Below are 19,841 nucleotides of genomic sequence, written 5' to 3'. Positions count from 1 at the left end.
TTTCCCGGATCGGCGGTCTCGTAGACCACGGACAAAGCATCATGTTTGCCTTGCAGATAGGTTTCAAGGGATCTCCAGCCCACGGCGCCGTGAGGATCCAAGAGCACTCCGTAGGTTTCGTGGACGGCCTTCATGGTTTCATAATGGGTCGGGTTGTTGACGCTGATGGATACGATGTCTCCGCGGAGCATTTCCAGGTCCGGCATGCGGTCGATCCGCCCTTCCTGGGTCACTTTGCCCGTGGCCGGATCGCGTACGTCGTAAATGTGCCCGCCGTATAAATCAATCAGTCGAGCTAAATTGCTCGGATTGGCGACGATCATTGCGGAGGACGGCGACTCGACCGACGGCCGAACCCGATAGACCCCGGTTTCCAGGAAATCGGGAAATTCGGTGTTTTCGTTGACGCCGCAAACGATTTTGCTCACGGGCAGTCCCATTTCACGGGCGATGACCGTACCCATCATGTCACCAAAGTTGCCGGAAGGTACGCTTGCCATCATGGGCTCATCATAGGTCGCTGTGCGGGAATAGGCGAAGAAAGGGTATACGGCCTGAGGTAACAGGCGACCCAGGCTGATGCTGTTGGCTGAAGTGAACCGCTCGGGATCGCCAAACAGTCGTTCAGCAAACGGCCTATCCCCTAGAAGTCGTTTTGCAATCGCCTGGCAAACGTCGAAGTCGCCGTTCACCTCCACGGCGTACACGTTTTTCTTGAGGGTGGTCATTTGCCGTCGCTGCCGCTCGCTGATGGAAGCCTTGGGATAGAATACGAAGGTGTCCACATTCTCGAGACCGTAAAGCGCGTCCGCAACGGCGCCGCCGGTATCCCCGCTGGTAGCCACGGCCACTACCCGCTTTTGTCCGCTGCGCCCAAGGAAATAATTGAGGGTCCTTCCAAAAAAGCGGGCTGCATAATCCTTGAACGAATACGTGGGTCCCCGGGTCAGCCACATGATGTACGTCTTACCGGTTACCCATTCGACCCGTGTGGGAATCACCTGCTCGTCATAGGCGTCTTCCAGTAAGGCTTTCAAATCTTCCGCGGGCATTTCGGAACAGAGATAGGGTAATAGCACATCGTAGGCAATGGCGGCGTAGGTTTTGTCTGGCATGGACGCGATACATGACCCGTCTAATCGGGGTATATCCGATCGCGCGAGCATATAGAGACCGTAATTGGAGGCCAGTCCCCTCATAAAGGCCTGTTCGAACGTGGCATGCTCGTTCTTGTTGTTGGTGCTGTAGTAGTAAATCCGTTTCATGTGCGACCATCTTTCTCGATATTCGGTCTCGACCCGGCCGGAGGTTTCACCAACGGAGCTTACTCCGAGCATTCGGCGTGAGAAGCCGTGTCTCTATAAGGGAAACAATCATTTAAGATCATGACGCTGACATTGTCAAGCAAGGTGCGGCTCGTCTTGGACCTTTTCCTTGACAGATGAGCCGGATATGCCCTACTCTTTTTATGGTCGCAGGTGTGAAGACTTAATAGGGAACCCCGTGAGACTCGGGGGCGGTCCCGCCGCTGTAACCGGGGACGGCGTTTCCAAGCCACTGCTCATGCGCACATGGGTGGGAAGGCGGGCGTATTCGGACGATCCGGGAGCCGGAAGACCTGCCTGCGAGACGTCTTACCGCGTCGAAAGAACACGGTAAACTGCAAGACGGGGATCAAGTAAACCGGGTGCAATCCCTCAGCCGATAAGGCGCGGGGATTTTTTGCTTTTGGCTCGTCGTCTTCGAGATGCCATTGCGCACGTGGCGCACCATTTCCGGGCAGCAGAGCGGGCGGGGAGATTCGGCACGTCTAATGAACGACAGGGCGACCATACCTCGGGCATGCGTCATCGCAGGGACCCACAGCGGCGTCGGGAAAACGACTCTGGCCCTGGGCCTCATGGCGGCGGCCCGCCAACAAGGCATGAACCGCCGGCATGGCTGAAGCACTGGCCGGGCTTTGATCTCGAATCGCGTACGGTTCCCTCTGGAGTGGCAAGGTGCACCGTCCGACGGTTATTACAGACCATCGTACCGGAACCAGAGTCTCCCCGACCTGCAAGGAGGTAACTGGGAGTTCAATCTTGACATTTTACGCTCATACGCCTAAATTTTACCGGCTTTTAAAGAAGCGGGAGGGCAGCGTCATTCGATGCCGATCCTGCAAGGAATCAACGCCGCCGGGAAGGAATGGGAAACTGAAATGCCGTTTTTGATTGGGAAGGGAGGCTTTTTCATCTGGCCTCTGCTGCTCTGCTCGGTCATCGCTTTAGCGATTGTGGTGGAACGGGCCGTGTGTTTCCTGAGGAATGAAGGTCCGGGCAAGGACTTTCTGCTGCGAATCGTACCCCTGCTCCAGAAATCGAGACTCCAGGAAGTGCTTTCCCTGTGCAAGAATACCAAAGGACCGTTGGCTTGTGTCTGCCGCACCTACATCGAAGCAACGAACATGCCGAAACATGAACGGGACGAGATTCTGTTTCGGGAAGGAAGCCAGCAGATTGCCGTGCTGGAGCGACGGCTTCGAGGATTGTCCCTCGTCGCTGAAATTACTCCCTTACTGGGGCTTCTGGGAACGGTTACAGGGATGATCCAGGCGTTTCAACGCATCCAGGGGTTGGGAGGCCAGATCAACATCGAAGCACTGGCGGGAGGCATCTGGGAAGCGCTGCTCACCACGGCCGTCGGCCTGACCATCGCTATTCCGGCCATGGCCGCTTTCCACCTGTTCCAATCCAGGATCGACCATACCCAGGCCAACATGCACTACCTGATCGCTTATTTGAATGAACACGTCGGCTTCAAGTCCGCGGGATCCGAAACCATTCCCGTGGAAGTCGAGTGCGCATAAGGGGTACGGCTTATGGAATTTCGGCGGGCCCGCAAGGTACGTTCTCCGATGTCCATAGCGCCATTGGTGGATATTGTCTTTCTGTTGCTGATCTTTTTTCTCCTCAGTTCATCGTTTCAGAATCCGGCCATCAAGCTCGATCTGCCGGAGGCGGAGAGCCGCGCGCATTCGGAACAGAAACCCATTACCATTGTCCTGGACCGCAACCTGAAACTGTTTCTGAACGCGGACGAGCTGAGCTTCGAGGAGTTTCCGCAGCGGTTGAGCGCCCTGATGCAGCAGACCGGAGGCCGGGACGTCATCTTCAAAGGGGACAAAAGCGTTCCTTACGAGATGGTGATCCGGATCATGTCGTTATCCAAGAAGTCGGGTGCTGAACACATCAATCTTTCCCATCGCTATCTTCCCTGAACGTGGAACACCGAGAATCCAAATTCTGGCTCTACCTGGCCCTGGCGCTGGCCGTTCATGCCGGCCTGCTGTTGGCTTTTGCCGGCCGCAGCACCAACATCCAGGAGCCCGACCAGACGTTCAGCGTGGATTTGAAGAACTTTCAGGTCCCTGAATCGACCGTGGTTGAGACCCTGCCTCAACCGGAGTCTCTCCCGGTCCATCCGACTCCGCCGGAGGACCCTCTCGAGCCGCGGCAGGCCATGGCGCAACTCCCGGTTCCTATGCCGAAACCATCCGTGGTTTCGGATCGGAAGCCGGTAACTCCGACGCCCCGGCGTGTGGTCATTCAAGAGGCCGCCATCCAACGCCCGAGCGCACCGTCGCCCGCGGCCGTGCCGACCGATAGAACGCTCAACGCCACGGCGGACGCCATGTCCCGGTATCTTTCGGCTGTCCAGGCCCAAATCCGCGCCAACAAAAGATACCCGAGGCTTTCGAGAAGCCGTTCCGAAGAAGGAGCCGTGACGGTGCAATTCCGGCTGCACGAGAACGGCGCCATTCAGAGCGGCCCGAAGGTGTCCAGGTCTTCGGGGCACCCCATGCTGGACGGTGAAGCCCTACGAAGCGTCGAGGTTTCGGCGCCGTATCCCCGCTTTCCGGAATCCGTGCGAAAAGAATACGTGGATCTCGAGATCGTAATTGTGTTCCGGCTGGAGGAGAGATCTTAACATACGGTCGTACGGATTCCGTCGGCTAAGTATCCCCTCTTTTACCTTCCAGGTAGAAATCCTTTGACTTTGGCGCTTCTTCTTGCTGTAAGGACACAAATGTCCTATAATTGATATGTATGAAGCTGAAGCAAGTTGTGCGAAGATTAAAGGCAGCCGGGGTTTTGGTCGACGCGTCCCGTGGAAAGGGGGGGCATTGCTTGTTGCGATACAACAATAAAAGGACCACGCTGCCATGTCACGGCAATGATCTGGGCAATGTGCTAATAAAGCGTATTTGCAGGCAACTCGGCCTGGACGAGAAGGAGATACTTTAATGTTTACAGGCTACCCGGTTGAATTCGAGCCGGATGATAACAACACCGTGATCGCTACGTGCCCCGATGTTCCGGAGGCCTTATCCGCCGGGCAAACTGAATCGGAAGCGCTTGATTGGATGGAAGACGCTTTGTGTGTCGCTCTGTCCGCCTATGTGGACGACAACGAGGATATACCCAAACCGTCCGCACCCAGGAAAGGGCAACCGATGGTGGAGCTTCCTCCGATGGCCGTCATGAAGCTGACCATTTATCAAAGCATGAGAGATCAGGGCGTCACGCAGGTGGAGCTTGCTCGCAGACTCAACTGTGATGCTCGACAGGTGCGCCGGATTCTTGACCTCGATCACCATTCCCGGCTGAACCAACTGGAAGCCGCGCTTCGCGCCTTGAAGAAAAAACTGGTGATCGATATCCGGGAAGCCGCCTGAAGCGGGGGGATGATGAAAGGAAATCGTATCCGATAGGAGAGAAAATGACGGAGGGCATGAAAGGGATTCCGTTTATGACCTCCGAGTGGGGCAAAACCTTTCAACTTTCAATATTTCACGGATGTCCCCAAATCGTGTGCAAAAGTTAAAGGCGACTTTCGTCGCCTCTTTTATTAAACACTCAGATTGTATTCCATTCGACACATCCAATTAGGCTCCCACCTCCCGTCTTTTCCCTTCCCGGCTCATTGAAACGTGCTCACGCCCTTTTCAGGGGCGCTCTTATTTGACTTCGATTTTCTTGGCTTTTGCTTCCTTCTTGTGCGGCATTACCAGGGTTAGCACTCCGTCCTTGAAGGTGGCTTCCACCTTGGCTTCGTCCACTTCTCCGGGCAAACGCAGGCTTCTGGAGAACGAGCCGTACACCGATTCCTTGAGGTAGAAGTTGGCGCCTTCTTCTTCTTTGCGCGCCTCTTTTTTGCCGCTGATGGTTACCATCCCGTTGTCAACGGTGATGTTTAAGTCGTCCTTGTTGATACCCGGCATCTCGGCCGTAAGATAGTACTTGTTGTCCTTCTCGAAGAAATCCAGAGCAGGCACCCACTCCTCGCCTTCAAACCGCGGCCATTCAGTCCACAATCGGTCAAAAAAAGCATCTCCCCAACCTTCGCCGCCCGGGGTCATCCATAAAGGTCTCCGTTTCTTTCGAACCAATGGAAGATTCATATGTGTACCTCCTTTCGTCTGAGATCGCCCTTATTCGGCACTAGCCGGAATTCGCTGTTTACTTAAAAAATAAGCATCCTCTTTCTCACGTTCAATGATTCCTATATCAGAAATGATGAGACTTCCGGATTGTGCAGGGTTTTGGACGGCCGGAATAGGATGCACGGCTCGCACCGGATGGGTCATCCGGCGTAAAAAGCGCGGGAGAACGTGTAAGAGCGATGCAGGCTCGATCGCGTCGAGAAAGAGCACCCGGAGAATCGCGCTCGTCCGGGCAGTGAAACGGCGTCACTTCACCGGGAACAGGAGGGAGTCCAATTGAATTCCAAGCCAGAGGCCGTAAGTAACAAAGGGCGCCAGTCCGAAAATTGTCGAAACGCTGACGGCCGTTAATTCGGCGTCCCGGGCTTCGAGCAACCGTCTGCTCGTCATCGCACCGACCCAGACCATTACGGCGGCGAAGAGCACAAAACCCGCCAGATAGACCGGTTCAGGCAGGAGTGACAGCCGGTGGATCCCAAGACCCGGATAGTAGGCATCGAGGACCGGCAACACGAGAATCAGTCCCAGGCAGGACAACACGGCCACGTGGAGGGAATGCATGTGTCGCACAACAGGAAGTACCGCCAGAATAATCGAGCCGAAAAGGAGCGCACTCTGGGTCAGTACGAATCTCACGAGATAAGAGGGGTCGCGGGCGGAAAATGCGGCAAAATCCCATCCGTCCTCCGCGGATATGCCGAGAAGGATCGGCGCCATGCTCAACACCAGAAACAACGTTCCGTATGCCTGAAAGGCGTGCTTGATGATAACTACCATGAAATGGGCTCGAGCGTGTTCTTCCGGAACCATCTCTTCGAAAACATGCGGCAGCAGGATCAGGGTGAGATAGGCGGACAAGGCTGCGTAGGTTTGCCAGAAAGTGAAGACGTTCAGGCTTTCCAGGATCTCGTTCCAGGGCATGTCTCTGCTCCGTTGAGTGATATCGGTAACGGTGGTCGGTCCGCGCAACGTCGGGGCGCCCCTTCCGTCTTTTTTATTCTTTATCATAAGGATTGACAACAAACCAGCGGAGGCTGTAATGTATAATACACCGTTGGGGGTGCTAGGCTTGGGCCTAGGGCTGAGATCATACCCTTTGAACCTGATACGGGTAATACCGGCGCAGGGAAACGGAGAACAGATACCGTTTCGATCAGGCAAAGCCGTCCTCTATACGGAAAAAGAGAGGAGCGGTTTTTTTGTTTTTGTTAAGCGAATCGGAGGAAGCGCGTTACCAACGCAATATTCGGGTCCCGGAAATTGGAGTTGCCGGGCAGAAAAAGCTTTTCCAAGGCCGAGTTCTGGTTATTGGAGCCGGAGGACTCGGTAGTCCCGCATTGGCTTACCTGGCCTGTGCAGGCGTCGGGACTTTGGGGATTCTCGACAACGACTTCGTAGAACTGTCCAATCTGCAACGCCAAATTCTCCATTTCACATCGGACCTGCAGCAACTCAAGATCCGCTCGGCATCGGGAAAAATAGCCGCCTTGAATCCGAACGTGCGTATTGTAACCCATCAAGTCCGGTTCTCCGCGGAAAACGGACGCAGCATCGTGCGCGATTACGACTTCGTCATCGAGGCCACCGACAATTTCGCGTCCAAGTTCGCCGTAAACGACGCTTGTGTACAGGAGAACGTTCCTTACTCCCATGCGGGCGCCATGGGCCTGGTTGGCCAGGCGATGACCGTAATACCGGGGAAAGGGCCCTGTTTCCGCTGCGTGTTTGGAGGCGTCGAGAACACGGAAAAGGCCCCAATGCCTTCGGAAATCGGTATCCTGGGCACGGTGGCGGGAGTCTTGGGATGCGTTCAGGCCTCGGAAGCCATCAAATATCTGGCGGAATTCGGGGAACTCCTGGTGGGGAGGCTGCTGACTTACAACGCGCTGGATTCATCGTTCCGGACCGTGCCCCTGCCGAAAGGCAACTGTCCGGTTTGCCGCAAATCGAAGACGGAGGCTTAAGCCCTGGAGGGTGATCCGGAGTCTCTATCGTGTGGGATCGGCTCTCGCACAGGACGATTTCGGGACGCGGGAACTTCAGGGAAAACCGAATGGTTTCGGGTTCCTGATTCAAGGTCCGGCGAGAGTCCGGACGTGACGGAGGAATGGATATTTCGTGCGCGGCCCGAACATGGTTCGTAGGTTTTCAACGTTTCAACATTAGAATTTGGGGGTCCAGTTTTGATTGATCTATCACCTCTCGTCATAGCGGGTCGTTCTTTCCGTTCGCGTCTGTTGGTGGGAACGGGAAAGTTCCCGTCCACGGAGCTTATGGTTCAGGCCATAGAAGCATCGGGCGCCGAAATAGTCACAGTAGCGCTGCGCAGGGTGGAATTGGACAACCCTGCGGATGATCTCATGTCCGCCATCGATCGCGAGCGGTACTTGCTGCTGCCGAACACCAGCGGCGCTCGGGACGCGGAGGAGGCTGTCCGCCTGGCTCGAATCGCCCGCGCCGCAGGCTGCGATCCTTGGATCAAGCTCGAGGTGACGCCGGATCCCAACTATTTGCTGCCCGATCCCATCGAAACCCTGAAAGCGGCCGAGATTCTTGTAAAAGAGGGATTCACGGTGCTTCCATACATCAATGCGGATCCCGTTCTGGCCAAACGACTCGAGGATGTGGGAACGGCGACGGTTATGCCTTTGGGCGCCCCCATAGGGACCAATCGTGGAATTAGAACGAAGGACTCCATTCAGATTATTATCGAGCAAGCACGGGTTCCCGTGGTGGTGGACGCCGGACTCGGCGCTCCGTCCCACGCGGCGGAAGCCATGGAAATGGGGGCGGACGCCGTGTTGGTGAACACGGCCATCGCTGTGGCCGGAGACCCGGTAGCCATGGCGAAAGGGTTCAAACTGGGAGTCGAGGCGGGTTTCTTGGCCCGGCAGGCGGGTGCGGGCAAACAACAGTGGAAGGCTGAAGCCAGCTCGCCCCTGACCGGATTTTTGAGGAGTGTCTGATCATGTCGTTTTCGGAAGAGATCGAGAAGCTGGATTGGGAAAATGTAAGAAGCACCATTGCGGGCGTTACGGCACGGGATGTCGAGCGTTCACTGCAAACCGAACGAAGAACCTTTCGGGACGTATTGAGCCTCCTGTCCCCTGCGGCGGAATCCTATCTGGAATCCATGGCTCAGATCGCGCACAACATCACGGTCCGGCGTTTCGGACGTATCATCCAGATGTATGCGCCCATCTATGTCTCGAGCGAGTGCACCAATTCCTGCGTATATTGTGGATTCAATCGACATAACGCTATTGAACGGGCGACGCTCACATTGGATGAAGCGGCTCGCGAAGGAGAAATACTGCACAGGGAAGGCTTCCGCCATGTACTGTTGGTCAGCGGCGAATCGCCCCGACACGCGTCGGTGGACTACCTGTGCGCCGTTGCTGAACGTCTTCGTCCTCTGTTCGCGTCGATTTCCATTGAAGTGTATCCCCTGGATACGGATGAGTATAGAGCGCTCATCGCATCGGGCGTCGACGGACTGACCATTTACCAGGAGACCTATCATAAGGGGCGATATGCGGAGGTCCATCCCGCCGGCCGGAAACGGAACTACAAGTGGCGTCTCGATACCACGGACCGCGGCGGTGAAGCCGGATTCCGCCGGCTGAACATCGGCGCTCTCTTGGGGTTGTCGGACTGGCGAATCGAGGGGGCTTACATGGCCTTCCACGCCGCCTATTTGACCCGGCGATTTTGGAAGAGCCAGATCTCGGTCTCGTTTCCGAGGCTCCGGCCCGCCGCGGGCGGGTACGAACCCGAGTTCCCCGTCAGCGATCCCCAAATGGTGCAGCTCATGTGCGCGCTTCGGCTGTTCCTCCCGGACGCCGGTCTGGTTCTTTCAACGCGTGAATCCCGTGAATTGCGGGATAATCTCGTTCCCTTGGGGGTAACGCAGATGAGCGCCGGAAGCAAAACGGCTCCCGGGGGATACGCTTCCAAACCCGAGGCGGAAGGGCAATTCGAGGTGAGTGATAAACGCAGTCCGGGGGAAGTAGCTCATATGATCGCCTCTCGAGGCTATGAACCGGTCTGGAAAGACTGGGATGCCGCTTTCTTGACCGGCGGCGAGGCCGGATCGGCATTGGACGTGAGGCGAGCGTCCGTCGAACGGTAACCACGCCGCTTGCGCCGGGAATTCCGTTCTTGCTTGGATTCCGGGCGTCAAAAATGCGCCTACCGATTTGCAGGCTCGAGCCGGCATGCCATTCGCCGGAGAGGCGCGGTAAAAAACGAGGTCGGCATGTCCATTTGCGTCAGACTGAACGGCGAAGACCGTTCGCTTGCTCCGAACACCACTGTTTCGGGCCTTTTGGAATTTTTGAAGGTGCCTGCGACTAATGTGGTCGTGGAACGGAACCGGCGAATTGTGGATCGAGACACGTTCGACCGGGAGGTTCTCGAGGACGGCGATGAGGTCGAACTGATTCGCTTTGTGGGGGGAGGATGACCAGAGAAGATCGTATAGCGCTTTTGCGCGACGTCGACCTATACCCGGTAACCTGTCAGGACCTCTCTGACGGACGAACCGATCTTGAGGTGTTGGACGGGGTTCTCGCCGGTGGCGCCCGAATGATACAGCTTCGAGAGAAGTACTGGGACAAGAAAGACTTGTACGAATTGGCGGTTGAATTCCGTAAGAAAACCCTCGAGCACAACGTCCTTCTGATCATCAACGACCACGTGGACGTTGCCTTGGCGGTGGATGCGGACGGGGTTCATCTCGGGCAGGAAGACCTGCCCATTCCGGCAGCCCGGAGCATTGCACCGGAACTGATTCTTGGTGCGTCCAGCCATAACCTCGAGGAAGCCTTACGCGCGCAGGAAGAAGGAGCCGACTATGTAAATATCGGCCCCATTTTCCCCACGAAGACCAAAGACAAGATCACGCGGTTTATAGGCCCCGACGCCGTCCGGGAGATCTCGCCTCATCTTCACATACCGTTCACCACCATGGGAGGCATCAACCTGGACAACATTCGGGAAGTGCTCGAGGCTGGAGCACGCCGCATTGCGATGGTTACGGGGGTCACCCGTGCCGAAGACATAGCGGAGAGGGTGCGCGCCCTGCGCGGGGTGATTCTCTCCTATGATTAAGCGGGGCCGGTGAACAGGGACGATCGATCCCGCGCATGTCTCTATGTCGAGTTGGAGGAATACATAGGGCGACGAATCATGCCCATGAGGTTCCCTCGATCACCAATACCGTGGCGGCGAATGCCGATGTAGGGGCCAACGATTTTTCGCCCCTACTCCTCGTGTCCTAGAAGCACCATCCGCCGGTGTCTCGCCGCGTCACGCTTTTCCTTCCAATGGTCCCATTCTCTTCGAAGTTCTTCGAGGCGAATTTCTTCCGAGTTCAGACGATGGCGCAGTGTTTCATTACGGCCGGCGGGTCGCTCCATTTCCTCTTCAATTCGTTTCCGGAGTGTCGCGATGCGCTCCTTAACCGGGAGGGCTTCGGACCGAATGCGTCTCATGACCGCCAGGATTTCAGCTTCTTCTTTAGTAAGGCCTTTCTTGGCGTCGAGAAGAAGGGCCCGCTCCTGGTCATCCTCGCAGAACACGTTTGGGATCGTCTCGAGAGTGATCGCTCCTGGATTACGGTATTTAGGTCTGGTTTCTTCGTCCACGGTCGGCGCCTTCGTTCGGGTCCCGGTTTTGGTCCATTCGACCCACCCAGGAGAACGGCACGGAGCCGGCCGAAGGGGCGCTTTTCTCCTGAGGGTCTCGGGGGCAGGGGTCCCGAACCATCAAACATCAGTGAGTTTTGATCTGAAACTGTTCCAGGTGTAAGATCTCCGAGGATTTGATCACGATGCTCTTATTGATCTTCCGTTCCAGAAACTCGATGTGCTGATTTTCTTCGTCCAGAAGCATGTTGCTGATTTCGGGGTGTACACGAACGTGTAGGTTGTTTTCCTGTATCTCCGGCGCCTCTCTCTCGATATTTCGAAAAATTTCGTAGCAGATGGCTCTTTTCGATTTGAGCAGGCCCTCTCCTTCACAATAAAAGCAAGGCTCCGACAGAAAGCGGTTGATGTTTTCGCGAGTGCGCTTGCGCGTCATTTCGATGAGGCCCAATTCGCTCATTCTCAGGACGTGGGTTTTGCTCTTGTCTTTGTGCAGGGCCTCCTTAAGAGAAGCGAACACCTTCTCCCGATCGCTTTCGCGTTCCATGTCGATGAAATCAATGACGATCAGGCCCCCCAGATTTCGAAGGCGTAGTTGATAGGCGATTTCCTTGACCGCCTCGAGATTGGTTTTCAGGATCGTTTCCTCGAGATTGCGTTTCCCAACGTAGCGGCCGGTGTTCACATCGATGCTGACCAGGGCTTCCGTCATCTCGATGACGATGTATCCACCCGACTTGAGCCATACTTTCTTACGAAGCGCCCGGTAGATCTCCATCGCGATGCCGTAACGATCGAAAATGGGCTCCGGGTCGGTATACAGTTCCACCGCCGGAGCCAGGCTCGGCATAAACGTTTGAATAAAATTAAGAACGGCCTCGTACTCCTCCCACGAGTCTATGATCAGACGGTCCACTTCTTTGGTGAACAGATCGCGAACCGCACGAAGCGCAATGTTGAGGTCCCTGTGGACCAGAAAGGGAACTTTGGGCGTTCTCTTTTTCTCCTGGATGCTCTCCCAGAGCTTCAGCAGGAATTCCATCTCCGCCATGATTTTGGCCTCGTCCTCTCCTTCGGCGGCGGTCCTAAGGATGAAACCGGTAGCTTCCGGTCTTATGGCCAGGATCATGTCGCGAAGCCGTTTACGCTCGGTTTCGTCCTCGATGCGCCGGGAAACGCCTACGTGATCCATCATGGGCATCAGAACGAGATTTCGGCCCGGCAAGGAGATATGAGTGGTCACACGAGCGCCTTTTGATCCCAGAGGTTCTTTGGACACCTGGACCATTACTTCCTGGCCTTCGTGGAGCAGATCTTGAATCTGGAAGCGGGGTTCTCTGCGAAACGGTTCCTCTGATGGCTCCTCTTCGCTCGATTCGTCTTCCTGGTCCTCCGATTCCTCCCTGGCGGCGAGCATCATCAACTCGAATTCTCTGAGATTGTCATACACATCGGAGACATACAGAAACGCCGCCTTCTGCAATCCGATGTCCACGAATGCCGCCTGCATGCCGGGGAGCACCCGGATGACCCGCCCATAATAGATGTTTCCGCTGATCTCCTGTTCTTTGCTCCGCTCGACCTGATATTCGGTAACAACACCGTTTTCCACAAGGGCCACTCGCGTTTCGTACGGCCTTGAATTAATGACCAGTTCCGTGGACATGGCAGCAATATTCCGCGTATGCTATAGGGTTCGAAGTTTTGCGACGGAAATCGAGATCTCGTCGGACTCCGGGAACCCGAAGATCTCCTTCGCAACTCCCGTCGGCTTCAACTTAACATCACCCGCCTGAAGCAGCCTCATCCGTATGGCGCAGCTTCCTTCAGCTTCTATCGCAACAATGTGTTTGAGGTCAATGGAACGTGTTTTTCGTTTGCCTTTATGCAGGAAGACAAAGGACGGAGCGTCGTTGAAGGCATCCATTTTCCCTTTGGGGAACGTCCCTTCCGGACCGGTTATGCGGTATTCCGCCCCCTGAGCGGGTATCGGTTTGCCCTTAACCTTCTTCACGTCCAGAACTTTCAATTCTTCCGGCAATTGAGCGTTGGCCCGTTCCATTATGCGATCCGGCGACATCGGTTCCGAAAGGATGATGTCGACTCCCTCTTCCCAGCTCTCCATCCCCAACGGAAGAGCGTCGTGAAAGACTATTTTCGGTTGGGGATGAAACCCCTCGGAGTATTTGAGGGGCAATTCCGCGCGTCGGAGAGAACGCCTGAAGGCGGCCGACATGTCAAGATGCCCCAAAAGACGCGCCGAACCCGTTTTCTTGAAAGTGATTCTGTACCTTTCGCCCACGGTCTCCTGATGTTCGATTCTTGTTTGATGCTCCGAGGACATTTCACAATCGGTCAGGGCATGCCGCACGAGTTTGTGATCGCACGCCCCGCAGTTGTGGCATGTGACGCGGCAGTCTCCGGTGATGGCGCCCTCGAAGGCCCGTGCATATTCCGACTCGAGAAACGAGCGTTCCACACCGAAACGAATATGATCCCAGGGCAGAGGCTCCTTCAGGGATCTGGATCTCTGAATCTCCTCCCACGCGGGCGCTCCGGCCTTTCGGAGTGCTTCCTCCCAACGCTGAAAGCTGAAGTGCTCGGTCCAGGCGTCAAGCCGGCATCCCTGACGGTACGCCTCGTATATCCAATGCGCCGTCTCCCGTCCTCCGCGGGCCAGAGCTCCTTCAACGATACTCATGGTCGTGCTGTTCCACTTGGGTTGCAGGCCTCCGCGGCTGCAGGCGTTTCTCAGGAATTCCATCTTTTCGCCGGCCTTCTCCAAAGAGTCCTGAGCGCACCACTGAAACGGAGTCTGAGGTTTGGGTACGAACAGGGCGTAACTCACATTGACCGTCCGGTGGTTGGAAGCTTTGGATTGATTCAATACTCGAACAGCCAGTTCCGGGATGGCCTTTACGTCTTCCGGGGTTTCTGTCGGAAGCCCGATCATAAAATAGAGTTTGATCAAGTTCCAACCGAGACGAAAAGCATGCCCCGCGGACTCCAATAGATTGTTTTCCGAGATATCCTTGTTGATGACCCCACGGAGTCGCTCCGTTGCTGCTTCAGGAGCGAATGTGAATCCGGTCTTACGCACCCGTTTGATTTGTTTCATGAGGTCTTCTGAAATGGTTCCTACCCGGAGGGAAGGCAGAGACACGGACGTCCTGTGCGGCAGCAGCTCTTCCATGAGGTGGGACAGCAGCGAATCGATGCACGAATAGTCTCCCGTGCTCAGCGAAAGCAGGGAGAGGTCTTCGTAGCCCGTGGAGGCCAAGCCTTCGAGAATCAGTTCCCGAACACGCTGCGGGGAGCGTTCCCTTACCGGACGGTAGAGCACGCTGGCCTGGCAAAAGCGACAACCTCGGGAACAACCGCGGGCGATTTCGACGTTGAGGCGATCATGTACGGTTCTGATGCCAGGCAACACAGGGCATACCGGGTAGGGTGAGTTTTCAAGGTCTGTCACCAGAGCTTTTTGGACGAACTCATATCCGGGAAGCTGGGGCTCTATGGCCGACAGTTTGCCGTTGCGGTCGTGGATGGGTTCGAAAAACGCCGGCACATACATTCCCTCGATGCGGGTCAGAGCGGACAGCAATTCGTTTTTTGAACCATGGGCCTGTTTCCATTCTACAACGGTATCGGCAATCCGTTCGACGGCCTCTTCACCCTCGCCGATCAGGAACGCATCGAAAAACGCCGACATGGGTTCGGGGTTTGCCGCGCAGGGCCCCCCGGCAATAACCAACGGATGCCGTTCATTCCTTTGTCCCGCCCACAAGGGTATGCCTGCAAGGTCCAACATGCTGAGCACGTTCGTGAAATCGAGTTCCGTCTGAAGACTGAATCCGACGATATCGAAGCGGTTGAGTGGAGTATCCGATTCCAGGGATGTCAAGGGCCGCTTCTCTTCCCGCAGCAGGGTCTCGAGGTCCGGTGCGGGAGCGAATACCCTTTCGGCCAACGTGTCCGGCCGATGATTCAAGATAAAGTAAAGGATCGATAGTCCTATATGGGACATACCGACCTCATAAAGGTCCGGAAACGCCAGAGCAAACCTGACTTTCGCACTATCCCAGTCTTTGCGTATTGCGTTGACTTCGTTTCCAAGATAGCGACCGGGGAGGTGCACACGATTCAAAAGACACTGATCCAACATAAAATGCCAGGAGTTCCTATATGTTTTGATTACGCCTATGGGGTTTTCAGGGGAGTGGTAAGAGAGCCGACGAAAAAGCCCACCATCCTGCCCGGTTGGAGATATTCCATCGCGTCAGCCGAGATTTGATCGGGGCGGAGACTGGATACAATGCGAAGATTGTCTTCTTCGGCAAGGCTGACGATCAATGGTTCCGCTCTGGAAAAGCTTTCATCGTAGATGATCAGTGTGGGATGCATGGATTTGGCCTGATCCGTGGTGATCACCATGCCCAGACTGCCGTCGGAGAGTTCGACTACCGTGCCGGGAGGGTATACCCCTAAACACTTTATAAAAGTCAACGTCACTTCTCTTGACAGCTCGTCTTTGTATCGGGTGTAAATGAATGAAAGCGACTCATGGGGGGTAAAGAAGCGATCCTCGAGTCCTCTGTTGGTCAGATTATCGTAGACGTCGGCAATAGCCGCGATCTTAGCGAAGTACGAAATCTGTTCGTCTTCCAGTCCTTGTGGATATCCCTTTCCATTGCATCGTTCGTGGTGTTGGAACACTACATCCAATACCTCCTTGGTGGCGTTCGCAAAGCTCGAGATCAGCGAAACCCCGTATTGCGGGTGGAGATGCAGAAATTGCTCTTCAGCCTTGGTGAGGGGCGTCTTTTTGAGCCACACCCGCTTGGGTATCTTTAGCTTTCCGATGTCGTGCAAGACCCCTCCCAAACCCAATTCGTGCAATTCCGACTTGGACAGCCCAAGCTTTCTTCCAACGATGAGGCTCAAAATGGATACGTTCAGGGAATGAAAGTACGTCACGTTGTCCTTTTCGCTCAGATTCATCAGGTGCACGATGGTTTCAGTATCCTGCAGCATGACGTCCACCACATGGTCCATGAGCTTGTCGGCCGCTTCCATGCCTTTTTCGTTGCCGGCTTCAATGTCCTTCATCACCCCGGCCACCTGATTCAGCGCGAGCTTGTATTCCTGTTCCTGCTTTACCAGGTTTTTCCGGCGCGTGTTGAGAAAGTGGATCCGACGTTGCTTTCGCTCCGTGATAAACTGCAGATATATGTCGGGGGCGTCCGAAGATCCGTCGACGTCCGGGGACGGTAGATTCGGCGATTCCGGAACGGGCTTTGCCGCGAGGGTCTTCTCCTCTCCGGCAACCGCCGTTTCCTGATTCACGCTTTTCTTGGGATCGTACTTTACCGAGTGAAGTCCCAGCCCAAGGAGTACTTCGACTTCCTTGGGATGAGTGAGCATGAATGAACTCCGCAAAAATGGATGCTTAAACCAGCTCATTTCCAGCCGGATGAACATGCCCAAGCGGACTTGGTCGATGGGTATTTCTACGAGACTCATGAATCCGTTCGTCACGCCCTCATGTGGCTATTTGGAAAGAGAACACGTTCTTTTCAAGCTTACGTCAGGAGTGGATCGACTAATGTTTTACGGATCTCTTCGCCGACAGCTTCCAATCCTTTTTCCGGAATAAGGTTGTAAAAGTCAACCAGTTCCTTGGCTTTTTGGCGCAGACGATCGTACGCGCGTTGGCGATCCTGCTCGATCCGGGTCCAGTCGCCGGAATCCGAGAATTCGCAGAATCCTGAGACGATTTCAGGATAAAGCACACGGGGGAAGCCGTCAATGAAAGCCGCGTATAGAGCCAGTGCGGTTTCGTCCTTTTGACGAACGATGTAAGCCACCGTTCCGTCCGGATGCGTATCCGCCATCACGTCTCTCAAAGACCGAACGAACTTTTCTATGGGCGACATGGGAAAGGCCGTCAGGATTTCCTTGAACGTCGCATCAAATTCATCCAGCCTGGATTCTCCGATCTCGTGATGCAACATGATTCCCAGATGAACTTCCACCAAGGCATCCAGATTCCGCCTCAGACCGTCCAAATCGACTATGCCCTGCCGGCGCAGAGCATACATGATGGCCGGCTTTTTGGCGGCGAGCCGTTCGAAGGTCTTGTCCCAAAGATAGAATCCGGCGCACTGTCTCCGAATATAGATGTTCGAGCCCTGTCGAAGGGCCGGGGAACCGATCATGTCGCGGGCCAACTCTCTTCCGACGAAACAAAGGTTCAGTCCATCAAGTCTTTCCCTTCGTTCCATCCGACCGAGAAAAAACGTGGGTTTCAGACCGTACGCGTACCCGGCTCCATACAAGAGCCCGTGGGGTTTCATTGCATCATTGACCCGTTCCAGGTCGAAGGGATCCATGTGTTCTCCGGATAGTACGAGATCCTGGTACGAAGCTTCGACCACGCTCTCCCACAGAGTTTCCCGCTCATCAATCCAACCCATGACAACCTGGGAATCCTCTTCTTGCCACGGTGGGTGTCCCTGTTCCCATTTATAGAAATTCCGAACCAGCAGGAGAAATGAACAAAGGGAGAGGGCGCCCGCATATTGCGCGTCGGAGATGTCGCAATTTCTCTGCACCTGCAACGTCAGGTCGCCGATCTGATCTTGTTTCATTACACCGCTCGATGGTGCATCATTTTGAAAAGAAACGCAAAAACCTTCGACGAAGGCCCGATCTTTTTGTTCAACCTTCCTGAGACGAAAGCATAACGCACCTTAGAGCTTCGAACCTCCAAAACCGTGCCGAATCACTTGAATTCAACATATGATCTGTTCCGAGCTTTGCTAATATACGACCAAGGGCCACGGCGGTCAACATGCAATACAGATCAGCCATGGGGATGAAACATCCTGTCAAACCGACTTATGATAGATGGACGGCAAGTTGGTCTTGATCCTCGGAGGATTATACCTATTGTATCCAATATGGATAAATTACAAGAAGAGCACCCGAACACCGGAAAGAGACCATGCCGGCAAAGAAAACCGCCGTGGCTTAAGAAGCGGATGACTGTAAACGGTTCATACGGCGAAGTTCTGAAGTCTCTCCGAATGCTGTCTCTGCATACGGTCTGCCAGGAGGCCCGATGTCCCAATCATTTCGAGTGCTTCTCGGAGGGTACGGCCACTTTCATGATTTTGGGGGACCGATGCACACGCAACTGCGGTTTCTGTGCGGTGCAGTTCGGAAGCGCGTTGGAACCGGATCCCACGGAACCCCTACGGGTAGCGGAAGCGGTCAGGCGCCTGGGACTCGCGTATGTGGTCATAACCTCCGTTACAAGAGACGACCTTCCGGACGGGGGGGCCGGGCACTTCGCCGCCACCGTGGGCGCCATACGTGGACAATGTCCGGGGGTATCCATCGAAGTGCTGATTCCGGATCTTCAGGGAGACAGGACCGCACTTGAAACCGTGCTGGATGCTCAACCCCAGGTCTTGAACCATAATGTGGAAACCGTTCCGAGAATCTATCCAACAGCACGGCCCCAAGCAGTATATGGTCGGTCCGTCGAACTTTTGCGGCGCGTGGGTGAAACGTCCGACGCAGTCGTGAAATCGGGCTTCATGGTGGGTTTGGGGGAAACCGAAAGCGAGGTGACGTCGCTGTTGCTCGACTTGCGAGAGGCGGGATGTGACATCGTAACCATCGGGCAGTATTTATCACCCTCTGCTTCGCACATTCCTGTCGTCGAATACATACCGCCCGAACAATTCGAGCGGTACGCCGAGGTGGCTCGTGACATCGGAATACCCACCGCGGCTTCCGGACCGTTCGTACGAAGTTCTTATCGATCCCGTAATCTCCTGGAAAATACTCGTCAGATTCTGCGGGAGCGTTCGCTTCGATCAAGGATACCTCCAAAAACGGAACCGAGTCCTGTACAGTCTTGATACGCGGGCGGAAAGGACCGTTTGTTTAAAGGGCAACAAGACACGATGAAAAGTCCACGTTCCTATGAAAAGTTCACCTATTGGCTTACCGCTTCTGAGGTGGAGCGGCTTTCCGAGGTCTTTTCCGAAAGAAAAGTCAGAATCAAAACGGCCAAAAGCGTGGTGTGCACTCCCCTCGACATCCTGAACAAACTATCGGTGGTAAAGCCGGAGACGTGGAACGATTTGTGCGGACGCCAAGGCTCCTGGTACCGCAAATCCGAACGGGCCGGCCTGTACCTGGTGGTCAGCAATTTCGATTTGAGCGAGTTCGGATACCGCCTGAACACGCGGATCCAACCATCCCGTTTCAAACTACCTGGAACGCCTGCGGCCGATGAACTCGATCAACTCGTATCTTCAGAGGCGTATCGTTCGGCCGTGCCGAAGGAATGGTCCGAGGTCAGCGAAGGGGAACGAAGACGATGGTTGCATTGGCTCGGCAAAGTGGGCGTGCACGAGCCGTTCGAGCGGTTGTTCCTGATTCATTCGGCAAATCACGCAAATTTCATGGCCCCAAGGTTGTATCTTGAAGAGGGGGGAGAGATTGTCCCATATTCCATAGCACCGAGCACGCATCTTTGCTCTTGCTGTCTAGAGCTGTACAATGTCATTGGGACGGAGTTCACCAAGAAACTCGTTTCCCCCTGCGTCGGAGCCGTGACGTTTGCGCGGCTGGAAGCGAACCGTTATCTGCAAGCCGTCCAGCCTGAATAGGGGGCGCTGAGCAGGAGG

21 protein-coding genes and 2 riboswitches are annotated in these 19,841 nt (G+C 55.1%); of the genes, 13 read left to right on the top strand and 8 right to left on the bottom strand.

All coding sequences use genetic code 11. The features are described from left to right. Window positions 1–1,265, bottom strand: a 1,265-nt coding sequence (gene thrC, locus HY788_17175) for a threonine synthase (GenBank protein MBI4775877.1), incomplete at its 3' end; no start/stop codon positions are given. Window positions 1,266–1,459: 194 nt separating this feature from the next. Then, a riboswitch (cobalamin riboswitch) is annotated at window positions 1,460–1,641 on the top strand. 172 nt (window positions 1,642–1,813) lie between these two features. Between thrC and HY788_17170 the strand changes: the two genes are divergently transcribed. From HY788_17170 to HY788_17145, 6 genes are all read left to right on the top strand, one after another. Next, the gene (locus HY788_17170) at window positions 1,814–1,945 is read left to right on the top strand and encodes a hypothetical protein (protein MBI4775876.1); all 132 of its coding nucleotides are present in this window, start codon (window positions 1,814–1,816) and stop codon (window positions 1,943–1,945) included. Between the two features lie 207 nt (window positions 1,946–2,152). Further along, window positions 2,153–2,851 carry a MotA/TolQ/ExbB proton channel family protein gene (locus HY788_17165; protein MBI4775875.1) on the top strand — a complete coding sequence of 233 codons (699 nt, stop codon included), beginning with the start codon at window positions 2,153–2,155 and terminating at the stop codon, window positions 2,849–2,851. A 12-nt stretch (window positions 2,852–2,863) separates the two neighbouring features. Further along, window positions 2,864–3,262, top strand: coding sequence for a biopolymer transporter ExbD (locus HY788_17160; GenBank protein MBI4775874.1), 399 nt, complete (start codon window positions 2,864–2,866; stop codon window positions 3,260–3,262). A 2-nt stretch (window positions 3,263–3,264) separates the two neighbouring features. After that, window positions 3,265–3,972: an energy transducer TonB gene (locus HY788_17155; protein ID MBI4775873.1), complete on the top strand. Its 708-nt coding sequence runs from the start codon at window positions 3,265–3,267 to the stop codon at window positions 3,970–3,972. 137 nt (window positions 3,973–4,109) lie between these two features. Next, window positions 4,110–4,289 (top strand): type II toxin-antitoxin system HicA family toxin, encoded by a 180-nt coding sequence (locus HY788_17150; GenBank protein ID MBI4775872.1) that lies wholly within the window; start codon window positions 4,110–4,112, stop codon window positions 4,287–4,289. Next, window positions 4,289–4,720 (top strand): type II toxin-antitoxin system HicB family antitoxin, encoded by a 432-nt coding sequence (locus tag HY788_17145; protein ID MBI4775871.1) that lies wholly within the window; start codon window positions 4,289–4,291, stop codon window positions 4,718–4,720. The genes HY788_17150 and HY788_17145 overlap by 1 nt, the downstream gene beginning before the upstream one ends. A gap of 282 nt (window positions 4,721–5,002) precedes the next feature. On the opposite strand, the gene HY788_17140 is transcribed toward HY788_17145, so the two are convergent. Together HY788_17140 and HY788_17135 are read right to left on the bottom strand one after the other, a co-directional pair. Beyond that, the gene (locus HY788_17140; GenBank protein ID MBI4775870.1) at window positions 5,003–5,446 is read right to left on the bottom strand and encodes an Hsp20/alpha crystallin family protein; all 444 of its coding nucleotides are present in this window, start codon (window positions 5,444–5,446) and stop codon (window positions 5,003–5,005) included. A 288-nt stretch (window positions 5,447–5,734) separates the two neighbouring features. Continuing rightward, window positions 5,735–6,409 (bottom strand): hypothetical protein, encoded by a 675-nt coding sequence (locus HY788_17135; protein ID MBI4775869.1) that lies wholly within the window; start codon window positions 6,407–6,409, stop codon window positions 5,735–5,737. A 125-nt stretch (window positions 6,410–6,534) separates the two neighbouring features. Then, window positions 6,535–6,634: riboswitch (TPP riboswitch) on the top strand. A gap of 59 nt (window positions 6,635–6,693) precedes the next feature. Between HY788_17135 and HY788_17130 the strand changes: the two genes are divergently transcribed. The 5 genes from HY788_17130 (at window position 6,694) to thiE (ending at window position 10,600) form a co-directional block, all read left to right on the top strand. After that, entirely contained in the window at window positions 6,694–7,452 is a 759-nt protein-coding gene (locus HY788_17130) for a HesA/MoeB/ThiF family protein (protein ID MBI4775868.1), read from the top strand. Window positions 7,453–7,674: 222 nt separating this feature from the next. After that, window positions 7,675–8,454: a thiazole synthase gene (locus HY788_17125; protein ID MBI4775867.1), complete on the top strand. Its 780-nt coding sequence runs from the start codon at window positions 7,675–7,677 to the stop codon at window positions 8,452–8,454. Between the two features lie 2 nt (window positions 8,455–8,456). After that, a complete protein-coding gene (thiH, locus tag HY788_17120; GenBank protein ID MBI4775866.1) occupies window positions 8,457–9,620 on the top strand; it encodes a 2-iminoacetate synthase ThiH in 1,164 nt (387 codons plus the stop codon). A gap of 126 nt (window positions 9,621–9,746) precedes the next feature. Beyond that, window positions 9,747–9,953: a sulfur carrier protein ThiS gene (thiS, locus tag HY788_17115; protein MBI4775865.1), complete on the top strand. Its 207-nt coding sequence runs from the start codon at window positions 9,747–9,749 to the stop codon at window positions 9,951–9,953. Continuing rightward, a complete protein-coding gene (gene thiE / locus HY788_17110) occupies window positions 9,950–10,600 on the top strand; it encodes a thiamine phosphate synthase (GenBank protein ID MBI4775864.1) in 651 nt (216 codons plus the stop codon). Before thiS ends, thiE begins: the two co-directional genes overlap by 4 nt. Window positions 10,601–10,752: 152 nt before the next feature. Here thiE and HY788_17105 read toward each other — a convergent pair whose 3' ends face one another. The 5 genes from HY788_17105 to HY788_17085 form a co-directional block, all read right to left on the bottom strand. Continuing rightward, on the bottom strand, window positions 10,753–11,136 hold the full coding sequence (locus HY788_17105; protein MBI4775863.1) for a hypothetical protein: 384 nt from the start codon (window positions 11,134–11,136) through the stop codon (window positions 10,753–10,755). Between the two features lie 127 nt (window positions 11,137–11,263). Next, window positions 11,264–12,802, bottom strand: coding sequence for an Rne/Rng family ribonuclease (locus HY788_17100; protein MBI4775862.1), 1,539 nt, complete (start codon window positions 12,800–12,802; stop codon window positions 11,264–11,266). Between the two features lie 21 nt (window positions 12,803–12,823). Further along, complete coding sequence (locus HY788_17095; protein MBI4775861.1) at window positions 12,824–15,283, bottom strand: TIGR03960 family B12-binding radical SAM protein; 2,460 nt, start codon at window positions 15,281–15,283, stop codon at window positions 12,824–12,826. 53 nt (window positions 15,284–15,336) lie between these two features. Next, window positions 15,337–16,659, bottom strand: coding sequence for an HD-GYP domain-containing protein (locus HY788_17090; protein MBI4775860.1), 1,323 nt, complete (start codon window positions 16,657–16,659; stop codon window positions 15,337–15,339). 59 nt (window positions 16,660–16,718) lie between these two features. Continuing rightward, the gene (locus tag HY788_17085; protein MBI4775859.1) at window positions 16,719–17,786 is read right to left on the bottom strand and encodes a hypothetical protein; all 1,068 of its coding nucleotides are present in this window, start codon (window positions 17,784–17,786) and stop codon (window positions 16,719–16,721) included. A gap of 312 nt (window positions 17,787–18,098) precedes the next feature. Here HY788_17085 and lipA point away from each other — a divergent pair, with 312 nt between their 5' ends. Together lipA and HY788_17075 are read left to right on the top strand one after the other, a co-directional pair. After that, complete coding sequence (lipA, locus tag HY788_17080; protein ID MBI4775858.1) at window positions 18,099–19,067, top strand: lipoyl synthase; 969 nt, start codon at window positions 18,099–18,101, stop codon at window positions 19,065–19,067. Window positions 19,068–19,112: 45 nt separating this feature from the next. After that, on the top strand, window positions 19,113–19,823 hold the full coding sequence (locus HY788_17075) for a hypothetical protein (protein ID MBI4775857.1): 711 nt from the start codon (window positions 19,113–19,115) through the stop codon (window positions 19,821–19,823). Window positions 19,824–19,841 lie beyond the last annotated feature (18 nt).

It is taken from the genome of Deltaproteobacteria bacterium, from assembly GCA_016208165.1.
Taxonomy (GTDB): domain Bacteria; phylum Desulfobacterota; class Desulfarculia; order JACQYL01; family JACQYL01; genus JACQYL01.
The sequence above is the reverse complement of the archived record's forward strand: the minus strand, read 5'-3'. Positions and strand labels throughout refer to the sequence as shown.

Coding starts and splice junctions, on each gene's coding strand:
- HY788_17170 (MBI4775876.1), top strand. CDS start 1,814: ATGAACGACAGGGCGACCATACCTCGGGCATGCGTCATCGCAGGGACC.
- HY788_17165 (MBI4775875.1), top strand. CDS start 2,153: ATGCCGATCCTGCAAGGAATCAACGCCGCCGGGAAGGAATGGGAAACT.
- HY788_17160 (MBI4775874.1), top strand. CDS start 2,864: ATGGAATTTCGGCGGGCCCGCAAGGTACGTTCTCCGATGTCCATAGCG.
- HY788_17145 (MBI4775871.1), top strand. CDS start 4,289: ATGTTTACAGGCTACCCGGTTGAATTCGAGCCGGATGATAACAACACC.
- HY788_17140 (MBI4775870.1), bottom strand. CDS start 5,446: ATGAATCTTCCATTGGTTCGAAAGAAACGGAGACCTTTATGGATGACC.
- HY788_17135 (MBI4775869.1), bottom strand. CDS start 6,409: ATGCCCTGGAACGAGATCCTGGAAAGCCTGAACGTCTTCACTTTCTGG.
- thiH (MBI4775866.1), top strand. CDS start 8,457: ATGTCGTTTTCGGAAGAGATCGAGAAGCTGGATTGGGAAAATGTAAGA.
- thiS (MBI4775865.1), top strand. CDS start 9,747: ATGTCCATTTGCGTCAGACTGAACGGCGAAGACCGTTCGCTTGCTCCG.
- thiE (MBI4775864.1), top strand. CDS start 9,950: ATGACCAGAGAAGATCGTATAGCGCTTTTGCGCGACGTCGACCTATAC.
- HY788_17100 (MBI4775862.1), bottom strand. CDS start 12,802: ATGTCCACGGAACTGGTCATTAATTCAAGGCCGTACGAAACGCGAGTG.
- HY788_17090 (MBI4775860.1), bottom strand. CDS start 16,659: ATGAGTCTCGTAGAAATACCCATCGACCAAGTCCGCTTGGGCATGTTC.
- HY788_17085 (MBI4775859.1), bottom strand. CDS start 17,786: ATGAAACAAGATCAGATCGGCGACCTGACGTTGCAGGTGCAGAGAAAT.
- lipA (MBI4775858.1), top strand. CDS start 18,099: ATGGATAAATTACAAGAAGAGCACCCGAACACCGGAAAGAGACCATGC.
- HY788_17075 (MBI4775857.1), top strand. CDS start 19,113: ATGAAAAGTCCACGTTCCTATGAAAAGTTCACCTATTGGCTTACCGCT.